Here is a 21,163-nt window from a genome sequence, read left to right as displayed (position 1 = left end):
CCAGGGGCGTGACGGAGCCAGGCCGAGCCGACAGGAAGCAGGACCAGAGATGAGTGGAACAGCGACCGGAACGACGCAGAGCTACGACGTCGTCGTCATCGGCGCCGGTCCGGTCGGTGAGAACGTCGCCGACCGGACCCGTGCCGCAGGGCTCAGCACCGTCATCGTGGAAAGCGAACTCCTCGGCGGCGGAGTGCTCGTACTGGGCCTGTGAGCCGAGCAAGGCCCTGCTGAGGCCGGTCCTGGCCCGTGCCGACGCCCGGCGTGTCCCGGGGCTCCGCGAGGGCGGCCCGACCGCTGGACGTCGCCGAAGTGCTCGCCCACCGCGACGAGATGACCTTCCATTGGGACGACGGCGACCAGGTCGCTTGGCTCGGCTCGGTCTCCGTCGATCTCGTCCGTGGCCATGCACGCCTGGAAGGCCCCCGGCGTGTGTCGGTGGTGACCCCCGACGGGGACACCGTCGTGCTGACCGCGCGTCACGCCGTCGCCCTGTGCACGGGTACCACCACCGCACTGCCCGACCTGCCCGGGCTCGACACCACGCGGCACTGGACCAGCCGGGAGGCGACCAGCGCGGAGCACGTGCCAGGCAGGCTCGCGGTGGTGGGCGGCGGGGTGGTGGCGGTCGAGATGGCCACGGCCTGGCAGGCACTCGGGTCCCAGGTGACCATGCTCGTGCTTGGCGACGGTCTGCTCCACCGGATGGAGCCCTTCGCGGGCGAACTCGTCACCGACGGCCTGAGTGAAGCAGGCGTCGAGATTCGCCTCGGTGTCACCGTCACCGCGGTGAAGCGGCACGGCACCGACGACGGTGAGGTGACCGTCACCCTCGACGACGGCGGCGACCTGGTCGTGGACGAGATTCTCTTCGCCACGGGCCGCCGGCCGCGAACGACCGACGTCGGACTGGAGAGCGTCGGCCTGACCCCGGGTGAGTGGCTCGCCGTCGACGACTCCTGTCAGGTGACGGCCGTGTCCGGCGGCTGGCTCTACGCCGTCGGAGACGTCAACCGCCGTGCGCTGCTCACCCACCAGGGCAAGTACCAGGCCAGGATCGCCGGAGCCGTCATCGGGGCCCGCGCGAAGGGCGAGCCCGTTCTGGCCGACCGATGGGGCCCGCACACCACCACCGCCGACCGTGCCGCAGTCCCGCAGGTCGTCTTCACCGACCCGGAGGTCGCGTCCGTCGGCCTGACCACATCCGAGGCCGAACGGTCCGGGCGGCGGATCGAAGTGGTCGACTACGACCTTGCACACGTCTCGGGCGCCCACCAGTACGCCCAGGGCTACCGAGGAAGGGCCCGCATTCTCGTCGACGCGGACCACGGCACGGTCGTCGGTGCCACGTTCGTCGGCCCCGGCGTCGGTGAGCTGCTCTACTCCGCCACCGTCGCCGTCGTCAGCGAGGTGCCGCTGGAACGCCTGTGGCACGCCGTGCCGGCCTTCCCGACAATCAGCGAGGTATGGCTGCGGCTCCTCGAGACACACCGGGGCTGAGCACAGAAGCGGCAAAACACCCCCGACGCGCGCTCCGGTCGGCGGTGTCCGACTCCCGCATCCATACCGTTCAACGGGAGATCATCGACCGCTACCGGCACTTCGGGGCGATGCCCCTCGTCAGTATGTCCGCGCGCTCGGGGGCACGGCCAGCGCGGGGCAACGCGACCCCGGGCCGTCGCTCCGTCGCGAGGGAGCGGCCAACGTGCCAGGGTAAATCATGTCAAGCCGTAACTCGCGTGGGCCGGTATTGCAGGGCGACCGCCCCCGACCGGAACTCATGGCGGTCCACGGGCTTGAGCTGGATGCGCTCGCGCAGACCGGCGAGCAACGTCGGCCCGTGTCCGGCAAGGACCGGCTGCACAACGAACTCGTACTCGTCGATCAGTCCCAGATCTGCCAACGCCAGGGGGAGCGTCACGCCACCCACCCACAGGCCCTCGCCTGACTCCTGCTTGAGCCGCTGAACCGCTTGCCCCAAGTCGCCTCGCACCAGCTCGGCATTCCAATCGACCCCGCTCAGCGTGCTCGACACGACGTATTTCTTCGCCCGGTCGATGGTCTCGGCGAACGGGATCTGCCACTCATCCATCCAGTCAGGCCACGTGTCCGTGGCTGGCTTCCGCCACGCCGACTCCATCATCTCGTAGGTCACCCGGCCGAATAGCAGGGCATCGGCTCGCTCCATCTCAGCGGTCCAGTAGCGCATCGACTCCTCGTCCGGGGGGAGCCCTGCCTCGTGATGGCAGCAGCCGTCGAGCGTGACGTTGATCGAGTATCGAAGTGGCCTCATCTCGTTGCTCTCCCTTGATGCGCGCAGCGCGTTTTTCACCGGACCGTACTTAGACGACTGTCGGCGCCATTTCTCATCGGCGCCCGATCGGGACGGTGTCCATAACGCTCGACTTCGATGCACGGTGCCACGTCACCTACCGTCGGCTCATGGTCAACGACCAACGTCAAAAACGTTGCCTGACGCGGCACTAGATCATGGCCTTCACCGCGGCAGCGATAACGGTGGCCACAGCGAAAGCGACTATGACAGTTCTCGTGGTCCGGGATAGCAGCGAGCCTGTGCGGCGGTCAGACTCCGCCATGCTGTGCAGCCCAGCAGACTCGGCCTCCGGTCCCCATGCGGCCGGCACGGCCGCAGAGGCCACGGCATCCTCACCGCGATCTTCCACGTCCTGGCTAACGACTGATCAAGGCGGTAGAAACGGCGACCTTCGAACATCCGGCAGCCTGGGCCGGGCGCAGAGCCGCTCCACCTCGCTCGGGCCTTCGTGGCCGGCCCGACGGCGGCATAGCCGGGTTAGTTGCTGGGCGTCATGCTCTAGGCGATGCACCCGACTGCCCGTGCCGGCGCCGTCATCGAGACCGGAACCGGCACTCCGGGCTCTCCGAAGGTGTGCCGCTCCGCTGACCTGATCGGCTGCAGCGTCATGGGTTTTGTTGTTACTCCACAGCGTGGCCGATGAGTTTGTGGCTCCGGGTCGGTCCAAGCTCGTGACATCTAGGAAGGGACATCGCCATGTCGGAGCTTCTCGTCGACTTCATCACCTCCCTCGATGGCTACGCATCGGGAGAGGGATGGCCGGGGTTCTGGGGCCTCGAGGGTCCGGAGTACCTCGCATGGCTCGGTGAGCAGCCCGAGGTCACCTACCTGATGGGAGCGAACACCTACCGCCTGATGTCGGGCTTCGCCGCAGGCGCGGTCCCGGATGGCCAAGACGAGTTCAGGCCCGAGGAAGAGGCGTCCGTCGACGAGCTCACGCAAGCGTCCAAGGTGGTGTTCTCCTCCTCACTCGAGGAGCCACTGACGTGGGCCAACTCCACGCTCGTCCGCGACGACGCCGTCGAGGCGGTCCGCGCGATGAAGTCGAATGGCTCGGGGCTCCTCAGCACGATCGGCAGCCTCAGCCTGTGCCGGTCCCTGCTACGGGCCGGACTCGTCGACCGCTTCCGGGTCGTGATGTTCCCGGTGATCACCGGGGCCACGGGCGAGGAACGCATCTACGACGGCTATCCGGACGTTGCCCTTGAGATGATCGAGCACCGCACCTTCGACGGCCGCATCCAGCTGGTCGAGTACAAGCCCCGGGTGCTCGAGCACCCGCCGCTTCACGTCCCTGCGTGACGTCGCCCCGTCAGCCGGTCTGGACGGCTGCCCGCCCGGCGCCGGAGGGCGCGGAGCAAGACCTAATAGGGGGGTGAACGGCCAATGTCAGGACGCCCGGTCCGGGTCGTGGCGCGGTTGAGAGAGACAGGGTTCCTCTCGCACCCGGAGGCGGTCGCGGCCGGGCCTGGCCTCAGCCGACACGGTCACACGGACCTGGCTGCGGGTGAGCTCGGTCGCCTTCATCAGCTGCGGCATGTGCAGGCCGGGGGGCCTTGCCTGCAGCAGCACCCGCCGGATCGCCTTGGCACAGCCGCGGGCGGCATCGCCCTTCGTGAGGGAGCGTGGCACGGCTACTCGCCCCGCAGCAGTTCCAGCTCCTCGTCCATGTCCAGGTGGCCGCTGTCGACGGCCGTCACGATCCATTCGCGGGTCGCGTGGACGCGGTCGACCTGTTCGTGGATCAGCTCCCGCTCGTCGTCGGTCAGGGCGCCGGCCGCGCAGCTGCGGCATCAGCCGGCCGGTCGCGGCCACGAACTTTGGCGGGCCCCGATCAGGTCCAGGAAGTCGATGGTGCGGTCGAGCTGCCGCACGACCGGGGCGACAGGGCTCTCCGGCTGGCCGGGCGGCGGCGTGGTCTCGTCGATCAATGGGGTCAGAGCGTACGGAGCGCGGCGTCTGAGGGCGAGCCGGGTTCGACGGGGTACAGGCCGAGGGTCTGGCGCGGGGCGCCGGACGGGGTGAACGCCTTGAAGCCCAGGGTGAGTTCACCGCCGAGCGGGTGGCGGTAGCGCTTGGCGCCATATGTGGGGCGGTACACGTCCTGGTCCGCCCAGAGGCGGCGGAAGTCGGGGTCGGCGGTCAGGTCCTCGATGAGCTGGGCGAGCCGGGGGCCCTGCGCGTGGCGTCCGGCGTACAGGCGCAGCATGCCGACGTTTTCGCGGGCGGTCTCGGGCCGTTCCACGTACAGCTCGCGGGCCGCCACGTCCAGGAACATGAAGCGGGCCAGGTTCCATTCGCCCGCCGGGACCTCGTCGAAGCCGGGGTAGAAGGTGCGGGCCAGCCGGTTCATGGCCAGCACGTCGAGGCGGTGGTCCAGGGTCAGCGCGGGGATGCCGGAGATGTTCTCCAGCACGTGCAGCAGTCCGGGCCGTACCGCCTCCGGCGTCGTGCGGGACTGCCGCCGGCCGGGTTTGGCCAGGGCGAAGAGGTGGTCGCGCTCGGCGGGCTCCACCTGGAGGGCGCGGGCCACGGCATCCAGGACGGCGGCCGAGGCGTGCGGATTGCGGCCGCGTTCCAGCTGTACGTAGTAGTCGACGCTCACGCCGGCGGCAGCGGGCGGCACCCCGAACTCAAGGAAGTTCTCGACCCGATCCTCGGGTCCAGTCACCACCTGCTCATCTTCCGAGAGCAGATCATGGCCATCGCCCGGACTCTCACCGGGTACATCAGATCGCGCGCCTGGTCGACCCAGGCCTGCCGCCGGACCTCGACCTGTTCTCCTTCCTCTGCGCCGACCTGCTCCACCACATCGCCCGCCAACTCGACTTGCAGCCTCGGCAGATCCTCACCGATCTAGTTTGCGTCCGCGGCGGGCCCGGCCTGTGGCTCGCCGGCCGCGCGCACGCGGCCCTGATCGGCATCGACTTCTCCCTGGTCGCCATCGCCCAGGCCCGCCCCCGGGCCGCACCGCTCGCCGTCAACGCGGCCTTCGTCGTAGCCGACCTGGGTAGCCTCCCGCTGACCGACCAATGCGTGGACCGGGCGATGTCGTTGGACGCCTTGCAGTACGCCCCCGACCGCGTCGCCGCCGCCTGCCACGCCCTGCGCATCCTCAAGCCAGGCGGCCGTCTGGTGCTAACCGGCTGGCATCCGCACACCCCTGGCGACGATCGGCTTCCCCACGCCACCGGGACACCGACTAGCCCCGTGTGCTGCGAGCAGCGGGCTTCGCGGACGTGCACTGTGCCAGCGCCCCGGCCTAGGGCGCCGATTACCAGGGGATCTACCGCACCGCACTGGCCCTGGACGCCGAACCCGACTCGCTCGCCGGACTGCGGGGTGAAGCCCGCCGACGGTTGCCCACCGCACATCTGGTGCGACGTGTCGCGATCACCGCCGCACGAGATTGACCACGGCCCGCGCCGCCAAGGCGGGTACTGGCTCTACCCCGTGGCAGGCGTTCAGTGAGTGTTTGAGAACAGACCAGATTCCGAGGAGCGGCGCTGTCAGTGAGCTATGCCAGGGTGTGCGTCGTGGACGAACTAGGGTCCGTCTTCAAACGGATCTCGCCCAGAGTGGGAATGACGCGAGACTGACCGCTGCTTCGTAGGAGGCGGCGGTGACAGTGCGCTGACGATAGATCTGCCGGTCGAATGCCGGTGGCCGGCCGCCGCGGCTACCTCGGTTCTGTCGGTGCGGCTGCTGGTCGGTCTTCTCCGGGATGGTGTGCGCGATGCCGCGTCGGCGCAGGTAGGCGCGGAAGCCGCGAGAACTCTAGGCCTTGTCCGCGAGGACCTGGTCGGGATCTCGCACAGCCTGGTCTCAGGTGACAGCGGGGAGCCGTTCGGCTCGCCCCCTGCGGTGTGCGCCCCCTCTGTCCCCTGCACCCCCTGCATCCTCGCGATTAAAGGATCGTGCCGACGGTAGGAATGACGGTGCTCAGGGGAGGGCCACCGGCATCGGAGGGAAGGTGTTCGGCGGTGCACGCGAGACTGCGGGAGCGGGTGCGGTACTGGTTCGACGGGACGATGGACCGGGGGACGCAAGCCTTGATCGCCTGGCTGGGCCTGGCCTCCGTCGTGCTGATCGTCCTGGTGACGTCTCTGGTGGTTGCGTTCACCGACGAGGACACCAAGAAGAACGGCAGCTGGCTGGGCGTGGCCTGGATGAGCCTGCTACGCACGCTAGATCCCGGCACGATGGGCGGGGATACCGGAGGTCCGCTGTTCCTCGGCCTCATGCTGTCCGCGACCCTCGGCGGGATCTTCATCGTCAGCGCACTCATCAGTGTGCTGACCACCGGCCTGGAGGCCCGGATCCACGAACTGCGACGGGGCAAGTCCCGGCTGATCGAGCGCGGGCACACCGTCGTGCTCGGCTGGTCGGAACAAGTCTTCACGGTGATCGCGGAATTGGTCGAGGCCAACCAGAGTGAGCGGCGTTCGTGTGTCGTGATCCTCACCGAGCGCGACAAGGTCGAGATGGAGGACGAGATCCGCAGAAGGATCCCGGACACCGGACGCACGCGAGTGATCTGCCGCTGCGGCAGCCCGCTCCAGCGGGCGGATCTGGAATTGGTCAGCCTGGACACAGCCAAGTCCATCATGGTGCTGCCGCCCGTCGCGGACGACGGGGACACCGATGTCATCAAGACTCTGTTGCTCCTGAACAACCGGTCGTGGAACGGCCCGCGCCCGAACATCGTTGCGGCCGTGCGCAGGTCGCCCAACCTGGCGGCGGCCCGCCTCGCCGCCGGCGAGGACGCCTTGGTGATCGACGTCGACGACATCGCCGTGCGCCTCATCGTGCAGTCGCACCGGCAGACGGGCCTGTCCACCGTCTTCAACGAAATGCTCAGCTTCGTCGGCAACGAGCTATATCCCTACCCCGTAGCCGGGCTGGCCGGCGCCACGTACGGGGAGGCGCTCAACCGATTCGACCTCGGCATCCCGGTCGGCCTGCGCAGGAAGGACGGCGAGTCCCTGGTCAACCCGCCGATGAACACGGTCATCGCCTGCGATGACGAGGTGCTCGTCCTGGCCGAGGACGACCTGCTCATCCGGCTGGCGGACGCCCGGCCCACGATCGTCGGCTCGGCGATCACCTCCGCCCCCGGCCGGCCTCCGACACCCGACCGCACGCTCATGATCGGCTGGAACTCCCGCTCGGCAAAGATCATCACGTTGCTGGACTGCCTGGTCGAGCCCGGATCGCTGGTCGACATCGCGGCCACTCAACGCCCCGAGAACGACCTCCAGGAACACTTGGAGAACCTCACAGTGGGCTACAAACCCTGCGAACCCACCCTTCGGCCATCGCTGGAGTCCCTGGGGCTGCGCAACTACCACAACATCATCGTCCTGACCGATGAGGGCATCGACTCTGAATTGGCCGATGCTCACACCTTGGTGACGCTGCTTCACCTCCGCGACATCGCTATCCGGTACGGCAGTCCGTACTCGATCGTCACCGAGATGAACAACGACGCCAACCGCGAGATCGCCCAGGTCACCAAGGCGGACGACTTCATCGTCAGCACCAAGATAATCAGCCTCCTGCTGACCCAACTCATCGAGGACCGCCACCTCTACGCCGTATTCACCGATCTGTTCGATCCGGCAGGATCGGAGATCTACCTCAAGCCGTCCACCAATTACCTACTCCCGGAAACACCAGCGAACTTCGCAACAGCCATCGAGGCGGCCCGGCAACAAGGAGAGACAGCCATCGGCTACCGCATCGCGCGGCATAGCGATGAACCTCCGACCTACGGCATCTTCCTCAATCCCGCCAAGACCGCGCCGCTGTCCCTGAGCGAGGACGATGCCATCGTGGTACTCGCCGAGGACGGCCGCCCGGGCGTCAACATGCCTGCGGCCCGAGACGGACACGGCACAGTCGGCGTGGAGGCGGTGCCGCCGTTCACTTCCGGCCGAGGGCCGTCAGCGACAGGTCCTTCTTGAACGCACAGGGCATCTCAGAAGGACCCCATTGCACAAGAGCATCCGCAGGATCAAAGCGCGCATCATGGTGGCGCAGGCTACCGATGAGTCGAACTAGGTTCCGTCTTCAAAGATCGTTAGATGGCGGATCATGGAGGGGTGGTACGCGTCATGAACTCACCGACCAGGAGTGGGAGTTACTCGCGCCGCTCATACCGCGGGCCTCGACGGGTCGACCACGGGTAGAAGACCGCCGGGTGATCAACGGCATGGTCTACAAGATCCGGACCGGGATGTCCTGGCGTGACCTGCCGGAACGTTACGGACCGTGGAAGACCGTCTATACCCGCTTCCGCCGCTAAGCCCTCGACGGCTTCTTCACCCGGGCCCTGCAGCAGATGCAGGGCCCGGGCTGATGCGGTCGGAGACATCGACTGGCTGGTCCAGATCGACTCCACCATCCCGGAGAAGCGCGACCAGCAACGCCACCGCCGCAACCGGGGCCGTGACGGCGGCCGACCTCCCCGGTTCGACCGGGAGATCTACCGTCGACGCCACATCGTCGAACGCTGCTTCAACCGGCTCAAGGGCTTTCGCGGCATCGCCACCCGATACGACAAGACCGCCACCTCATATGAAGCAGCGGTCTCTCTCGCCTCGTTCCTGCTCTGGGCAAGATCCGTTTGAAGACGGACCCTAGTGGCGCCTTCAGAGCACTTCGTCGGGCCGTGCACGGGGTTCCGGCTCAGGCGCTACCGGCGGGGTCGTGCGCGGCGGGTGAGGGTTGGCGGCCTCGGATTGTTGCTGTTGTTCGAGCTGGCTGCTGGTGCGCAGGGTTTGGGTGGGCGCGGGTTCGGAGGGTCACACGAGGAGCAGGTACTCCTCGGTGGGCGTTTCAGCTGTCTTGTCCCATGCTGCTTCTCTGCCTCGGGCGTGAACTCGGACGCGGTAGTGGGTGCTGCCTCGCCCTGTGAGTGGCCCGTTCGGGTCGGGAGGGCCGAAGTCGAGTGACTCGAGTTGGAGGTGGTCGCGGGGGGGCTGCCACGCTGGCTTCGACGACCTCTTCCCAGGGCCGTGAAGCGTCTATCTCTGTCGCTGGTTCTTGTTGTGCCTGGACGCGGACACAGACGGATCCGGTCCGGATACCCGTGCGGACGAGCGCTCCGCCTTGCAGCATGGGTGCGATGAGCCCGTTCGACCAGTCCGCGGAATGCACCGGGATTTCTCCCTCGTCCAGCAGTCCGAACGTGCCCTCCCCGACGAAGACTTCATGCCATGGGGCGTCCATGTGGCCTCTCCTGCTTCACGTTTCACGTTCGGGCGCTGTGCCGATTCTTCCCGCTGGGCTGCTCCGGGGGCGGCTGCAACGGTGTCGGCGAGCCGCCCCGGGACCCTGTGCGGTTATCGCCGGTATGGGGCTACGGGGTGACGAGTACCCGGAACGGGTCGTTGTCGAGGACGCGCTCGCTCTTGTAGAAGCCCGAGTTGAGCCCGCCCTGTGAGTCGTTCTCGCCTCATTGATCATGCAGAGGCTGACACCCGCTGGGCCCTGCTGGGTCGGGATGTGATCGAGCTGGCAGCTGTCAAAGCTACGACGGGTCCCGCCGGCACTGAGTCCTTGGTAGGAGGTGGCGACGGGGTACTCGTCGCAGCTCTTGCCGGCAATGCTGGGTGCGTCACCGCATGCCTTCGTCCGGTTGTCTCTGATGACCGTCGCGTTGGTCGTGCGGGTCAGCGGAGCTTCGAAGGTTGCACCCGGCAGTCCAGATGCCTGCGCCCGTGAGACGTGGGAAGCCAGTTCAGGATTGACGGCCTTGCTGTATTGCAGGGCCGATGCGTACCAGGGGACGACGCACCCTGGTTTTGTCCTGCCGGCTGTGTTGTTGTCGCACCGGAACTCGTGGATGGCGGGGTCGACGTAGTGCGTCGGGGGGTAACCCGGCGTCGAGAAGGTCAGACCCCACCCTGAAGCACACTCTCCGACTGCGCCGGATGCGGTCGCTGTCGAATCGAAGAAGGCCTCACCCGTGTGCCACTTGCTCAGCGGTTGGATCGGCTTCGCCGGGAATGAACCGCTCTCCTTCGTGCAGGCGTAGCCGTCTCGCGCGTTGCCGGTGTAGGAGCCCTTGAGTACGTCGCCCCACCCCTTGGGGGCAGTGACGTCGACTTGGTGGGCGATGCGCGATTCACTCGTGCTGCCGTAGCTGTAGTTGATGATGATGTCGACCCCACCGGTCTGGGTCCTGGTGCCGTTCCGTTCCACCCACGTCCGGTAGATGACCCCGTCGATCCGGCAGGCTTGAGTGCGGGTGGCCAGCAGCCGGTTCTGGGCGTTCTCGCACCACTGAGGGGGTGCCACCGGATGATCAGTGTTGCGAAGGTTCAGAGGCGGAACGCCTGGCGGTACTACGTGCGTGGGGTGTCCTTCGGGGACGGCCGCCGTCCGGCTCGCCGACCGTTGAAGGACGCTCAGGAGATGGCCGGGCTGCCGCCCGGGGTGTGGATGGGGCGCGGTCTGTCCGCCCTCGGGCTCACCGCCGGGGAGACAGTGACGCAGCGGCAGATGGAGCTGGTCTTCGGGCAGGTTCGGCATCCGGACGCCCGTGAGACGAGCTGGTGCCACGAACGGCTGCTGAGGTGGCGGACCAGTCATCGCGCTGAGTCCTGGGATTAGGTCGACGCGTGGCCCGCACGTGCTCGTGACCAGGATAAATCGTTGCGCCAGGGGAGGGGAATCTTGATCTACTGCGGCATCGACTGGGCGGAGAGTACTCACGACGTTGCGTTAGTCGACGACGCCGGCGTGCTCGTAACCAAGCGGCGTATCACGGACGACGCGGTCGGCTACAAGATCCTTCTGGATCTGCTTGCCGAATTTGGCGACACCGAGGAGGCCCCGATCCCGGTCGCGATCGAGACTTCACGGCTGCTCGTCGCGGTGCTGCGGACGGGCAGGCGGAAGGTGTTCGCAATCAACCCGATGGCCGCTGCCCGCTACCGCGACCGGCACCCCGTCTCCCGCAAGAAGTCCGACGCCGGCGACGCGCTGGTCCTGGCCAACATCCTGCGCACTGACATGCACGCCCACCGGCCGCTGCCGCAGGACAGCGACATGGCGCGCGTGGTTAGTGTGCCGGCACGGGCCCAGCAGGACGCGACGTGGAATCGGCAGCAGATCTCCAATCAGCTCCGCTCCCTGCTGCGGGAGTACTACCCCTCAGCGCTCACCGCGTTCGAGTCCTGGCGGAACGGTCTGTGCAGGCCGGAGGCTCACGAGCTCCTCAGGGCGGCCCCGACACCGACGCGAGCCGCGCGGCTGACGCATACGCAGCTGCAGGCCGCGCTCAAGCGCGCTGACCGCCAGCGGGGCATCGCAGCCGAGGCCGAGCGGCTTCGGGAGATCTTCCGCGCCGACTGGGCCCACCAGCCATCGCTGGTCGAGGAGGCTCTCGGCAAGCAGATGCTCGCCCTCGTGGTCCATCTGGAGGCCGCATACACGGCAGCCGACGACCTGGCCGAGGCGGTGGAGGAGGCTTTCCCTCAGCATCCGGACGCTGAGATCATCCTCAGTTTCCCAGGTCTCGGACATCAGCTCGGCGCTCGGGTACTGGCCGAGATCGGAGACGACCGATCCCGATTCTCTGACGCCCGCGGACTCAAGGCATACGCCGGCGCTTCACCCATCACCAGGGCGTCCGGCAAGAAGTCGGCTGTCACCCGCAGGTGGGTGAAGAACGACCACCTCAACCATGCCGGCTATCTCTGGGCCTTCTCAGCGATCAGCGCCTCACCGGGCGCCAAAGCCCACTACCGCAGACGGCGCGATAGCTGTGGCGACTGGCATGCCGCCGCCCAGAGGAACCTCTTCAATCGCATGCTCGGCCAGCTCTACCACTGTCTCCAGCACCGCGAGCTCTTCGAGGAGCAGGCCGCGTTCCCTGGACCGCCTGAGCTCGAGGTCAGCGCGGCTTGATCGGCAGCAGCCCGTTCACCCAGGTCGGCAGCTCTGGGTCCTCGCGCCAAGCCGCGGTGATCGTGAGGAGGGCATCCCACGATGCATGGGCGGTGGGGCCAGGGCGACCACTCTCAAGCTCGTCATATAGCCGACGGCACAGATGAGACGTGACTTCGTAGAGGGCCCCGTTGACCTCCGCTACGCGCGCCAGTGTGGAACCTGGGGCGTGGGGCGGCTCCCCGTTGAGGCGGATGGTCGGAACGGCGGCCGCGTACGTCCGTCCGTGGATGAAGTCCCGCACCGCGGCGACCTGGACCCAAGTCGGCAAGGAGCGCAGGAGAGAGGCCGATTCGGTCATGCGGCAAGGCTAGCCGCGAGGTCGTCGTTGTTCGAGACCTCGACCCCAGCGACCTGACCGGCATAGGACTGTGAGGTGTCTCCAGCACCACCAGCTGTTCGACGAACACACCGCGCTGCCCGTCGAACTCGCCGCCGCAGCTTGACACGTTAAACGCCTGAGGTGTCTCCGCGACGACCCCGAGCAGCACCAGCCTATGAGCGTGGCGCTGGATGGCAAGGCGCAGCTGCGCCGCCCGCGCGATGCAGACGGTGGAGAAGCCCTCATGGCTTTGTCCACGAGATCGGGAGTCGTTTGTCGATGAGCGCGGGAGGCGCGTGGAAGGCGGCCAGTGGATGCTCACGAGTTCGGAAGGCACCAGCCGCTGCCGCCCCGCTGGGTACAGGGACGGCCCGGGGTGCCTGGCAGCGCCGGTGGAGGGTGCTGGCAGCGCCCTCCACCGTGTTTCGCTACGCCATGAGCTTGTGCAGGGCGAGCATGGTCGCGCCAGCGGCACTGAGCCCCGGCAGCACACGTGCCAGGCTCAGGACGAGTGCGCCCGCCACGACACCGGCGAGCAGGATGATCGCCCAGCGCTGCGGCAAGGGCTGGGGTCCTGGGAATCCGCCACGTACCGTTCTCCTTGAAGAGTTCTTCGAGCAGGCGGCCCCGGCTGGTACCCGGGGCCGTTCGCGTCCGTGCGAACGGCGTAGCCGCGGCGCCCGCGTTGAGCGGGCCTGAATCAATCTTCAGGGGCCCGGAAGAGCCTTATTCAGGGCGTGATCAACGTTTTGACCCGGGTAAAGGACGTCAGTGACAGCCTTCTCCCGGGTTAAAACAGCGAGATCAAAACGCTGACTCACTTTGGAGCGGTCGTGGCTGATGCCAAGGAGACGACGGACGAGCGCAGACTGCGACGGCTGCAGCAGATGCGGAAGACCGGCTCGGTCACGACTGCCTCTAAGGCCCTGGATGGAATCTGGAAGGCCGGGAAGAAGCCGGACTCGATCATCCTGCGCCGCACCCTGCTGCGGGCCGACGGGGAACGGTCGAGGCTCACCAAGCTGGTCCTTCCACGGGGGATAGCGCTGCGCTTCTACCTGCTGGCGGCCTTCGAGGCGCAGTGCCGACTGGACACAGGGGAACCTTGGCAGAACGTTCTCCCGCTGAAGGGGGCCGGATCGTGGTCCACCCTCGTTGCCATCGACGGCGCGTACGACACCGTGTTGGGTACGTACGACACCACGTTGGAGCAGATGCCCGCGGAACTCCGCGGTAGCACGCAGGCGGAGGACCGGTGGCGCAAGAGGAAGCTGGAGGCCCTGCGCCTCCAGCAAGTCAAGGGAGCCCTGAGAACTCTGGAAGAACTCGGCCAGGAAGACGCCCTGGTCAACATGCCTCGGGGCGCGCGCGGACAGCGGTTGTACGAGAACTTCTCGCTCATGGAGGAGGGCGGGCGGGGCGATAGGAAGATTCCGGACTTCTACACCGTCCCCGATCCACAAGGGTCGGCCGCCCAGACGATCGCGCTTCCCAAGGACTTCTTCCTGAAGGGCTGGATCCAGCTACTCAATCCTTCCGAGGTCGCCACCTGGCTCATCCTGAGAATGTTGAGCCAGTGGGCGTCCAAGAAGCACCACACGTCGGGGGTCTTCCTCACCACACGGTCCCGCATGCGCTGGTTCGGCCTGCGCGATGATGCCTGGGAGGACGGCTGCCAGCGCCTCCTCGATTTCGGCCTCATCCGCCACGCCGAGCCCTTCGATCCGGGAGACCTGCTCGAAGGCGCGGGCACCGACCCGGTGATGAAGATGCTCTTCTCGCAGCCGGTGCACGTCCGCCAGCCTTACGAACCGCACTTCTGGCAGATGGTCGACGGGGGGCTTGCCAAGGATGCCGCGCAGAAGCTCGACCAGGAACTCCCCTTCGGCAACAGAAGCTCGACACTGCCGCCATGAAGCGCGCGCAGCACAATCCCGAGCGCCTCGCCGGTCACCCGCCGGCCGATGAGTGAGGCGCGCACCGCACGCCGCTTCCGTGGGCCCGGCGCCGCTTTGCCGAGGGAGGACCCTCGAACCGCCGCTCCGGCCGTCCGTGACTCCCGAACTCATCGGCATTGATCAAGCGACGGGGGTCACGCAGTGACTCCCGAAGCCATCGACAAACGACTCCCGTTCTCGTTTGCAGAGCGACCCCCCGGGCCCCGGGGGGTTCAGATGCCGAAGGGGGCTACCTCGTCGGGGGAGAGGTCTGGGCGGGTGCGGTGCCAGCGTGTGGGGTGGCGCCATCGGCCGGTGCTGTCCCGGGCGACGTCGACGTCGACGTCGACTTCCACGACCAGGTCGGGCTGTACGAGGGTGACGGTCAAGGTTTCCTTCGTGCCCCACCTGCCCCACCCGGCGGAGAACGTCCAGCCCGTCCACGGGTGCCCGCCCGCGGCGGGGGACAGCAGACTGGCGACACCGGCGCCGGCCGCCTCGGACAGGGTCGTGTGCGGCCGACGTATCGCAGGCGCACGTCGGTATCGAGTCGCCCTAGGATCAGACTTCGGGGCGCGGCGAGGGAGCCGGTGACGGCGCCGACGATCGCGTCCTGGCTCTCGCGCACCTTGTACTTCCGCCACCCCCGCACCGAAGGCAGATAAAGACTGTCGAGTCCTTTGAAGAGCAGTCCCTCCAGGCCGGCCGCCGTCCACGTCAGCCATTCGCGGACGGTGTCCGGGTCGGTGGTCGACGGGCACAGCGCCCACGGCGCCGTCAGCTGACGCTCGGCGAACAATGTCTCCAGCGCGGCCCGGCGCCGCCGGTACGGCCACGCTGTTGTGTCCTGGCCCGCGAGCCGCAGCACGTCGAAGGCCGAAGTGCGCGGGCCACTCCTGTGCGAGCCGGGAAGCTCCGGCAGCACGCCGCTGCAGGCGCTCCTGCAGGCGCTCGAACGCCAGCCGCCCGGCCTCCCACACCACCAGCTCCCCGTCCAGCGCCGTAGCGTCCGGCAGCTGCCCGCGAGCGGCGGCCACCTCCGGGAACGCCGGCGCCAGGTCCGTGCCACGCCTGGACCGCAGCACCACACGTCCAGCGTCTATGGAGAACAGGGCCCGAAATCCGTCCCACTTGGGCTCGCTGGCCCACCCCGGGGGCAGGACTGGATCAGGCACAGGGCTGGCCAGCATCGGCTCCGGCAGCGTCCACGTCACGCCCCATGCCTTCCACCCGGAGCGGTTCGCCGCTCACGTGACCGCGGCGGCCCACGGAGGCAGGGCCGGACGGCTGCGGTCGGGGATGCCAGGGCGAGCGTCTGTCAGCTGTTCGGGGCTTGTGGTGCGCGTGCTGGCGCGCCGTGGCCAGCCAGTGGCCGGGTGGGCCGCAGGATGATTATCCGGACGGGCGGCGGGCGCGATTCTCCGGCAGTACCTGCGCAGTCCGCCGGTTTGGGTGCGGCCCGCGGGCCCGATCGCCCGGCTGCACCGTTCTCCCAGCGGTGCGGCCGGGCGGGCGCGCTTCAGGTTGATCGCTCAGATAGGGGCCAGCCTGCGCGAGAGCTCGCTGCGGATATCTGTCGCGAGGTGACCGGTCGCACCCCAGGTGACGACGAGTTCGGCCACGTGGCGGAGCTTGATGTTGGTGCTCATGGAAGTTTCCCGGAGCACGTCCCAGGCCTCAGCGGCTGAGAGGCGTCCGACGGCGATGAGGACGCCCATCGCCTGATCGATGACGGCATGAGATTCCACAGTGTGTTCCAGCTGGCCGACCTTGGATTCCAGCTCTGGAATCCGGGTCGCCGGGGACTCGTCAGTCTGAACTGCGGAGGGGTTTGGACCGACGTTGCTGCGCACGGATGCCTCCTGGTGTCGTCTCGGGGGCGTCGACGTTTCGTTGGTCGCCTGCCCTCATGTTGCCTGCCGTATGCGTGGTGCTGACGTTCTGTGTGGTGTCCAGGATCGGGGCGTCGAGGGTGGAGCGCTTGTCGAGTCAAGCCCGGACCGAGGGGCGCTGGAACTGGTGTGACTGGGCGCTCTGCTTGGCCCGTCCGGCCAGATACGCGCTCAGTAGTCGGTGGAGGCGGTCCACAGCGTCCCGTACGGTCGGTCCGTGCTGATCAAATTGGGCGAACCGCGCAGCCTCGGCCTCCCCGCCCCCGAGGCGCGGTTGCACTTCGATACGGAATTGCAGGAGATCGGCGGCGGGCTGCGGCGTCGCTTGCTCATGGTCGACGACGAGCCTGCCTTCGAGCTCAGTTTCTTTTGCGGAACGTGCCCGTTGCTGTTCCGCCGGTTGGAGAGCGCGAGGCAGAAGTTGTCCCTGGAGAGCGTGCAGGACCGGCTCGAGGGTGCACTGGAGGATCCGGACGACGGCGGGGTGATCGAGGCGTTCGGTGTGTTGCTGCCGGAGGGCGAGTACCTTCCGCTTCTCCTGGACGTGGAACCCAGGTTGGTCGTCCCCGGCCAGGAAGGCGACTACTTCAGCGGCGAGCAGGTCGCGACGTGGGGGATCGATCAGTTCTGGGGCCTGCCGGAGTACCCGCATACCCCGTACTACCGGACCTTCGAGACCGCCGTCGACGCGGACGCCCACCTTTACGAGTTCGTTGTGCCCATGGTTCCCCCGACGTGGAACGAGAGGGAGCGTGTCGAGGAGTACGTCGCGCTCATGGGACGGGGAACGGTCCCCACAGCGGTGGCGATCTCCACGCTGGACGTGTGCCAGCCCTCCCTCGGCTTGGGAGATGACCCCTCCGCGCACTGGGGCCTGACCCACTTCCTCCTCGACGGCCACCACAAACTGGAGGCCGCTGCCACAGCAGGCAGGCCGGTGCGGATCCTCTCGCTCCTGGCCCTGGGCGACAGCTTGGCCGGAGCCGAAGACAGCGCCCGGCTGCCTGCCGTCCGCACCCAACCCCGCTCGGCCCGAGCGACCAGTACCTGAAACAGCGCCGAAGATCACACCTGCGGGACAACAACAGCGCACACCCGGGCCGACTACACCGCTGACAGGCCAACTGAAGTGCTCAGTCACAACTGGGTGTGTGCCGTATTCGTCTGACATCAGTGACCTGCACATCAGCCGTGCGGGTTGGTGACGATGGAGGGCGTTGGTGCGCGTGATGCGACGGCCCTTCGGCCGCCCACGTAGGTTGAGATCCGGCTACGGGCCGATCATGCTGCCGCTGACAGCATCCAGCGGAGTTCAGCGGTCGCCAGGTCTGGTCCCTGCGCCTGGTGCTGTGACCGCGAACGTTCACCGGGTTGGTCGCGATGTCCTCGATCGCTGGACGGTTGGATAACCCAGCCTGTGCGGTGATTGAGTCCTCCTCCTCAGGTCCTCCTGCATCGGGTGCGTCCTCATCCGCAGGGCGGATACGGTCCGCCGTATCGGACGAAGCGTGGCCGCCATGTCCAGGGCCAGCATGTACGACATGACGACAGCGACCGCCCCTCTCCCCTCCGCACCTGCGCCTGTCTGGGCTCGCCGCGCCGCCCACGCCATCGCTCTGTGCGCCGTCCCGTCCGGCCTGTGGCGCATCGCCATGGCATCCGGTGTCTATGTGGGCTACAGCGATCAAGTGCTGCGCGATGTCTTCGACATCCCGGGCTGGGGCATCGCATACGTCGTCGGCCTCTCAGTCCTCACTGAGCTGGCCGCTCTGTTTCCGCTGCTGCTCGTCAACGACCGGTGGAGGCCGCTGCACCCCAGGGTCCTCGGCCCGCTGGCCTGGACCGCCTCGGGCGTCCTGGTTCTGGTGGCACTGTGGCAACTCGTGGTCGCTTTCACCGTCGAGAGCCAGACGTACATGTCGAGCGGTACGGCACAGACCGTCTGGGGGTTCGTTTTCGCCCCGCTGTTCGCCATCCCGGCCCTGATGATCGCGGTGACCTGGTCGTACGCAAAGCGGCACCGTGCACGTGGACAGGTATAGCCTTTACCACGTCCTTGACCTGTCCCACCGCTTCCCGGCCCGACATGCGTGGCCGATGGCTGAGCTGCCCAGTGATCGTTTCCGGGCCACCGGGTTGAGCAGTCAGGCTGCGGCTGCGAGTACGTCGGGGTGGCGGGCGTTGGCGTTGCGCCAGCGCAGGTAGCGGTGCAGGGCCCTGGTCTGCGCGGGGTGGCTGCGGTGGTTCGAGTTGGCCAGGTGAACTGCCGAAGTGGGCTTCGATCGGGCTGGCCCAGGAGGCGTAGGTCGGGGTGAAGCACGGCTCGACCTTGTTCTTCTTCGCCCAGCGGTGGATGTCCGCGCCGGTGTGGGCGGAGAGGTTGTCCAAGATGATGTAGCGGAGCGGCAGGCCGGGTGCCGACGGTGATGCACGTCCGCTGCCCGGACCGACTGCCGGAGGAGGCCTACCGGCAGGTTCTGGAGCAGCTCGCGGACCTTTCGCCGGTGGTCCAGGCGCTGCCGCCCACAGCGGCCCTGGTGCGCGCTGCGCTATCACGGCCCCGACACGCGCCGCCTGGGCGAGGTCCTGCGGGTGCGGTCCCTCTCTCGCCTGGGTGTCGACGTACGCGTCGGGATCGGATCCTCGATCACGGCCGCGGCCACCGCCTCAGCCCAGATCCCGCAGCCCGGCGGCGTTCTCGCCATCGCACCCGAGAAGGCCGCCGACTGGCTGGGAGCACTGCCCGTCGACGCCCTGCACGGCATCGGCCCCCGTCACGCAGTAGTGCTGCGCGACTACGGCATCCACTCCGTGGGTCTGCTCGCCGCCGTCCCGGCCGCCACCGTCCAGCGTCTGCTGGGCGGCCGCGCCGGCCGCACCGCCGCCGACCGTGCCCGTGGCATCGATCCGCGCGCCGTTGTCCCCCGCGCCCTGCCGGCCGCCGCGACCGTCCGCCACCCCTTCCCTCGGCACACTCTGGACGGCGCCCCGGTTCGGGCTGCTCTGCTCGACCTGGTGGTCCGGCTCGGGCTGCTGCTGCGCCGCCGCGATCAGGCAGCCCGCGCGCTGACCATCACGCTCACGTTCGCCGGGAACAGCAGCTGGACGAAGACCCGCCGTCTGACTGAGCCGTCCGCGCACGACGACGACCTGCGCGCCCTCGCCTACCGCTTGATGGACGGCGCAGGCCTGCAGCGCGGCCGCCTGACCGCGCTCTCCCTCAAGGGCGAGGACCTGATCGGCGCCGACCAGGTCGCCCAGCAGATCAGCCTCGACGACGGTCGCGAAGCCAGGCTGGTGGCCGAAGCCGCCGTCGACCGCGTCCGCGACAAGTTCGGCTCCCGCATCATCGGCCCTGCCGCCGTGTTCCGCCGCGCCTCATGACCCGCCCCACCCACGGCGGTGAGCCGTGATCCTCAACCCGCCCGGGCTCGGGGCCGGTTCGGCCCAGCGGCTGCCGCACTGGCCCTATCTCCAGGCCGTCGACGAGGCCCTCACCGGACGGGGCATCCCTCCCGGTACGGTCCGCGCCGACCGCACCTACCCCCGGCACGGCGACACGATGTACCTGGTGCTTGTGTGAGACGTCAGCCGCACCGGCGGCGTGGGCGGCCTCCGTTTCAACTGGGAGGAAGACAGAGGCTGGTCCTACGCGCTGCTCGGGGTCAGCCCGTCCATCGCGACCCCGACCCAGCCGCTTGCCGCGCTGCACCGGGTCTTCGCAGCGCCGGACGACGTCGCCGCGGTGGCCGAACACCTCGTACGCGACTGGCGTACGCCCACCGGCGAGTACGGTGCGGAATGGGACCAAGCAACACACGTGCGGGCCACGATCGAAAGGTTCCGCGCCACCGTGAAGAAGCCCGGCGGCCTCTGGACAGGCGCCGAGTAAAAGGAGGCATTGCACGGAGTGTCCGACGGGTAGCTGTCATCGGAAGGTGAGGCCGCAGGCACGGGTCCCACCGTGTCCGCGGCCTCAGTCCCACGGCCGCTCAGCCGCCGCACGTGTCCCCCGGGGCTTTCCGAGTAAACCCGATCGGGGAGATGTGCACCGCGTTTGCCGCCAGGGTGCCCCGGCGGCGGGATCAGATCCGCAGGCCGCATCGGGTGGGCCACGCCGCCGACGCGGGTGCGGCAAGTCAGGGGATGACCGTAGCGGGCCCCAGAGCAGGTGTTGCAAAAGCCGCGCGACGACCAGTGCGGGGTCCCGAAGCGCCGCCTGTGGTCGACGGCGTCCGGCCGCCTGACCGTGATGTCCAGGGATTGCAGAAGGCCGACGAACTGCTCGAGTTCCTGCTGCGCCCGCTCCAGCAGCACGCGCGGATAGCGCAAGCCACCGGTTAACCCCAGCAGCCGTTGCACCCACGCAGGGACGTTGCACAGGACGACGGGGTGGCGGGAGGAAGACCGCGCCGTCGAGACGCCCGACGAGGATTTCCTCCAGCGGGTCCCACTCATTGTGTGAACTGACCGGGCAATCGAGGTCAACACCGGTGTCGAGCGTCGCCGCTTCCCTTTCAGGCCTTTGCACTGCCGTCATCCTCATCGGTTTTCGGTAGAGAACCCGCCGCCTGGTCGGTGCGAGCACGGTCGCTGCTTGTGCTGGAACTCTCGCGAGGCCCGGCATCGTGCCGGGTACCCGGCCGGGCGCCGCTCATCTGTGGCTGGCTCGCGCAGGGGCCGAAGGCGGGCCGAGAACGGGCGGTTGGCTGATCCCGCT

General features: G+C 68.0%; 18 protein-coding genes and 6 pseudogenes. 13 read left to right on the top strand and 11 right to left on the bottom strand.

Annotated elements, in window-relative coordinates; all coding sequences use genetic code 11:
- The first annotated feature begins 49 nt into the window (after positions 1–49).
- A pseudogene (locus tag OHO27_RS00420) lies at positions 50–1,500 on the top strand (dihydrolipoyl dehydrogenase family protein).
- Between the two features lie 223 nt (positions 1,501–1,723).
- Here OHO27_RS00420 and OHO27_RS00415 read toward each other — a convergent pair.
- Positions 1,724–2,332, bottom strand: coding sequence for a dihydrofolate reductase family protein (locus OHO27_RS00415; protein ID WP_328419203.1), 609 nt, complete (start codon positions 2,330–2,332; stop codon positions 1,724–1,726).
- Positions 2,333–3,031: 699 nt separating this feature from the next.
- Between OHO27_RS00415 and OHO27_RS00410 the strand changes: the two genes are divergently transcribed.
- On the top strand, positions 3,032–3,637 hold the full coding sequence (locus OHO27_RS00410) for a dihydrofolate reductase family protein (RefSeq protein ID WP_328419201.1): 606 nt from the start codon (positions 3,032–3,034) through the stop codon (positions 3,635–3,637).
- A 332-nt stretch (positions 3,638–3,969) separates the two neighbouring features.
- Here the strand turns inward: OHO27_RS00410 and OHO27_RS00405 are convergent, their stop codons facing one another.
- From OHO27_RS00405 to OHO27_RS00395, 3 genes are read right to left on the bottom strand one after another with little or no spacing between them, the layout of a single operon-like run.
- Entirely contained in the window at positions 3,970–4,104 is a 135-nt protein-coding gene (locus OHO27_RS00405; protein ID WP_443059684.1) for a DUF6192 family protein, read from the bottom strand.
- A gap of 24 nt (positions 4,105–4,128) precedes the next feature.
- Complete coding sequence (locus tag OHO27_RS00400) at positions 4,129–4,266, bottom strand: hypothetical protein (RefSeq protein WP_328419199.1); 138 nt, start codon at positions 4,264–4,266, stop codon at positions 4,129–4,131.
- A 5-nt stretch (positions 4,267–4,271) separates the two neighbouring features.
- Entirely contained in the window at positions 4,272–5,006 is a 735-nt protein-coding gene (locus tag OHO27_RS00395; protein WP_328419197.1) for a helix-turn-helix transcriptional regulator, read from the bottom strand.
- A gap of 158 nt (positions 5,007–5,164) precedes the next feature.
- Here OHO27_RS00395 and OHO27_RS43020 point away from each other — a divergent pair, with 158 nt between their 5' ends.
- The 5 genes and pseudogenes from OHO27_RS43020 to OHO27_RS00365 all read left to right on the top strand — a co-directional run bounded on the left by OHO27_RS43020 (position 5,165) and on the right by OHO27_RS00365 (position 12,253).
- Entirely contained in the window at positions 5,165–5,806 is a 642-nt protein-coding gene (locus tag OHO27_RS43020) for a class I SAM-dependent methyltransferase (RefSeq protein WP_443059497.1), read from the top strand.
- Between the two features lie 512 nt (positions 5,807–6,318).
- Complete coding sequence (locus OHO27_RS00385) at positions 6,319–8,301, top strand: CASTOR/POLLUX-related putative ion channel (protein ID WP_328419195.1); 1,983 nt, start codon at positions 6,319–6,321, stop codon at positions 8,299–8,301.
- Positions 8,302–8,492: 191 nt separating this feature from the next.
- Positions 8,493–8,967, top strand: a pseudogene (locus OHO27_RS00375) (transposase).
- Between the two features lie 1,675 nt (positions 8,968–10,642).
- Entirely contained in the window at positions 10,643–10,954 is a 312-nt protein-coding gene (locus OHO27_RS00370) for a relaxase domain-containing protein (RefSeq protein WP_328419189.1), read from the top strand.
- A gap of 63 nt (positions 10,955–11,017) precedes the next feature.
- A complete protein-coding gene (locus OHO27_RS00365) occupies positions 11,018–12,253 on the top strand; it encodes an IS110 family transposase (RefSeq protein WP_443059496.1) in 1,236 nt (411 codons plus the stop codon).
- Here the strand turns inward: OHO27_RS00365 and OHO27_RS00360 are convergent.
- Positions 12,240–12,593: a hypothetical protein gene (locus OHO27_RS00360; RefSeq protein WP_328419187.1), complete on the bottom strand. Its 354-nt coding sequence runs from the start codon at positions 12,591–12,593 to the stop codon at positions 12,240–12,242. The two genes, OHO27_RS00365 and OHO27_RS00360, sit on opposite strands and share 14 nt — an antisense overlap.
- 449 nt (positions 12,594–13,042) lie before the next feature.
- The gene (locus tag OHO27_RS00355; RefSeq protein ID WP_328419185.1) at positions 13,043–13,177 is read right to left on the bottom strand and encodes a hypothetical protein; all 135 of its coding nucleotides are present in this window, start codon (positions 13,175–13,177) and stop codon (positions 13,043–13,045) included.
- 270 nt (positions 13,178–13,447) lie between these two features.
- On the opposite strand from OHO27_RS00355, the gene OHO27_RS00350 reads away from it, so the two are divergent.
- The gene (locus tag OHO27_RS00350) at positions 13,448–14,530 is read left to right on the top strand and encodes a hypothetical protein (protein ID WP_328419183.1); all 1,083 of its coding nucleotides are present in this window, start codon (positions 13,448–13,450) and stop codon (positions 14,528–14,530) included.
- 254 nt (positions 14,531–14,784) lie between these two features.
- Here OHO27_RS00350 and OHO27_RS00345 read toward each other — a convergent pair whose 3' ends face one another.
- The 3 genes and pseudogenes from OHO27_RS00345 to OHO27_RS00335 all read right to left on the bottom strand — a co-directional run bounded on the left by OHO27_RS00345 (position 14,785) and on the right by OHO27_RS00335 (position 16,404).
- A complete protein-coding gene (locus OHO27_RS00345; RefSeq protein ID WP_328419181.1) occupies positions 14,785–14,940 on the bottom strand; it encodes an ATP-dependent DNA ligase in 156 nt (51 codons plus the stop codon).
- Positions 14,937–15,741 (bottom strand): annotated as a pseudogene (locus OHO27_RS00340) (ATP-dependent DNA ligase). The gene OHO27_RS00345 and the pseudogene OHO27_RS00340 overlap by 4 nt, the downstream one beginning before the upstream one ends.
- 342 nt (positions 15,742–16,083) lie before the next feature.
- Positions 16,084–16,404, bottom strand: a complete 321-nt coding sequence (locus tag OHO27_RS00335; RefSeq protein WP_328419179.1) for an ANTAR domain-containing protein — start codon at positions 16,402–16,404, stop codon at positions 16,084–16,086.
- A 256-nt stretch (positions 16,405–16,660) separates the two neighbouring features.
- Between OHO27_RS00335 and OHO27_RS00330 the strand changes: the two genes are divergently transcribed.
- Positions 16,661–17,494: a hypothetical protein gene (locus OHO27_RS00330; RefSeq protein ID WP_328419177.1), complete on the top strand. Its 834-nt coding sequence runs from the start codon at positions 16,661–16,663 to the stop codon at positions 17,492–17,494.
- Between the two features lie 481 nt (positions 17,495–17,975).
- The gene (locus tag OHO27_RS00325) at positions 17,976–18,485 is read left to right on the top strand and encodes a hypothetical protein (protein ID WP_328430299.1); all 510 of its coding nucleotides are present in this window, start codon (positions 17,976–17,978) and stop codon (positions 18,483–18,485) included.
- Positions 18,486–18,596: 111 nt separating this feature from the next.
- Here the strand turns inward: OHO27_RS00325 and OHO27_RS00320 are convergent.
- Positions 18,597–18,855, bottom strand: a pseudogene (locus tag OHO27_RS00320) (transposase); the annotation flags it as partial.
- A gap of 14 nt (positions 18,856–18,869) precedes the next feature.
- Between OHO27_RS00320 and OHO27_RS00315 the strand changes: the two are divergent.
- The 3 genes and pseudogenes from OHO27_RS00315 to OHO27_RS00305 all read left to right on the top strand — a co-directional run bounded on the left by OHO27_RS00315 (position 18,870) and on the right by OHO27_RS00305 (position 20,335).
- Positions 18,870–19,827: pseudogene (locus OHO27_RS00315) on the top strand (DinB/UmuC family translesion DNA polymerase).
- A gap of 25 nt (positions 19,828–19,852) precedes the next feature.
- Entirely contained in the window at positions 19,853–20,026 is a 174-nt protein-coding gene (locus tag OHO27_RS00310) for a hypothetical protein (protein WP_328419175.1), read from the top strand.
- 21 nt (positions 20,027–20,047) lie between these two features.
- A complete protein-coding gene (locus OHO27_RS00305; RefSeq protein WP_328430730.1) occupies positions 20,048–20,335 on the top strand; it encodes a hypothetical protein in 288 nt (95 codons plus the stop codon).
- Positions 20,336–20,610: 275 nt separating this feature from the next.
- Here the strand turns inward: OHO27_RS00305 and OHO27_RS00300 are convergent.
- Positions 20,611–20,983, bottom strand: a pseudogene (locus tag OHO27_RS00300) (amidinotransferase); the annotation flags it as partial.
- Positions 20,984–21,163: the final 180 nt, after the last annotated feature.

This window comes from Streptomyces sp. NBC_00443, assembly GCF_036014175.1.
GTDB lineage: Bacteria > Actinomycetota > Actinomycetes > Streptomycetales > Streptomycetaceae > Streptomyces.
This window is presented reverse-complemented; position numbering and strand designations above follow the sequence as displayed.

What these genes read in the sequence shown, in the direction of transcription:
- OHO27_RS00370 (WP_328419189.1), top strand. Translation starts at nt 10,643, where the DNA reads ATGATCAGTGTTGCGAAGGTTCAGAGGCGGAACGCCTGGCGGTACTAC.
- OHO27_RS00325 (WP_328430299.1), top strand. Translation starts at nt 17,976, where the DNA reads ATGTACGACATGACGACAGCGACCGCCCCTCTCCCCTCCGCACCTGCG.
- OHO27_RS00410 (WP_328419201.1), top strand. Translation starts at nt 3,032, where the DNA reads ATGTCGGAGCTTCTCGTCGACTTCATCACCTCCCTCGATGGCTACGCA.
- OHO27_RS00360 (WP_328419187.1), bottom strand. Translation starts at nt 12,593, where the DNA reads ATGACCGAATCGGCCTCTCTCCTGCGCTCCTTGCCGACTTGGGTCCAG.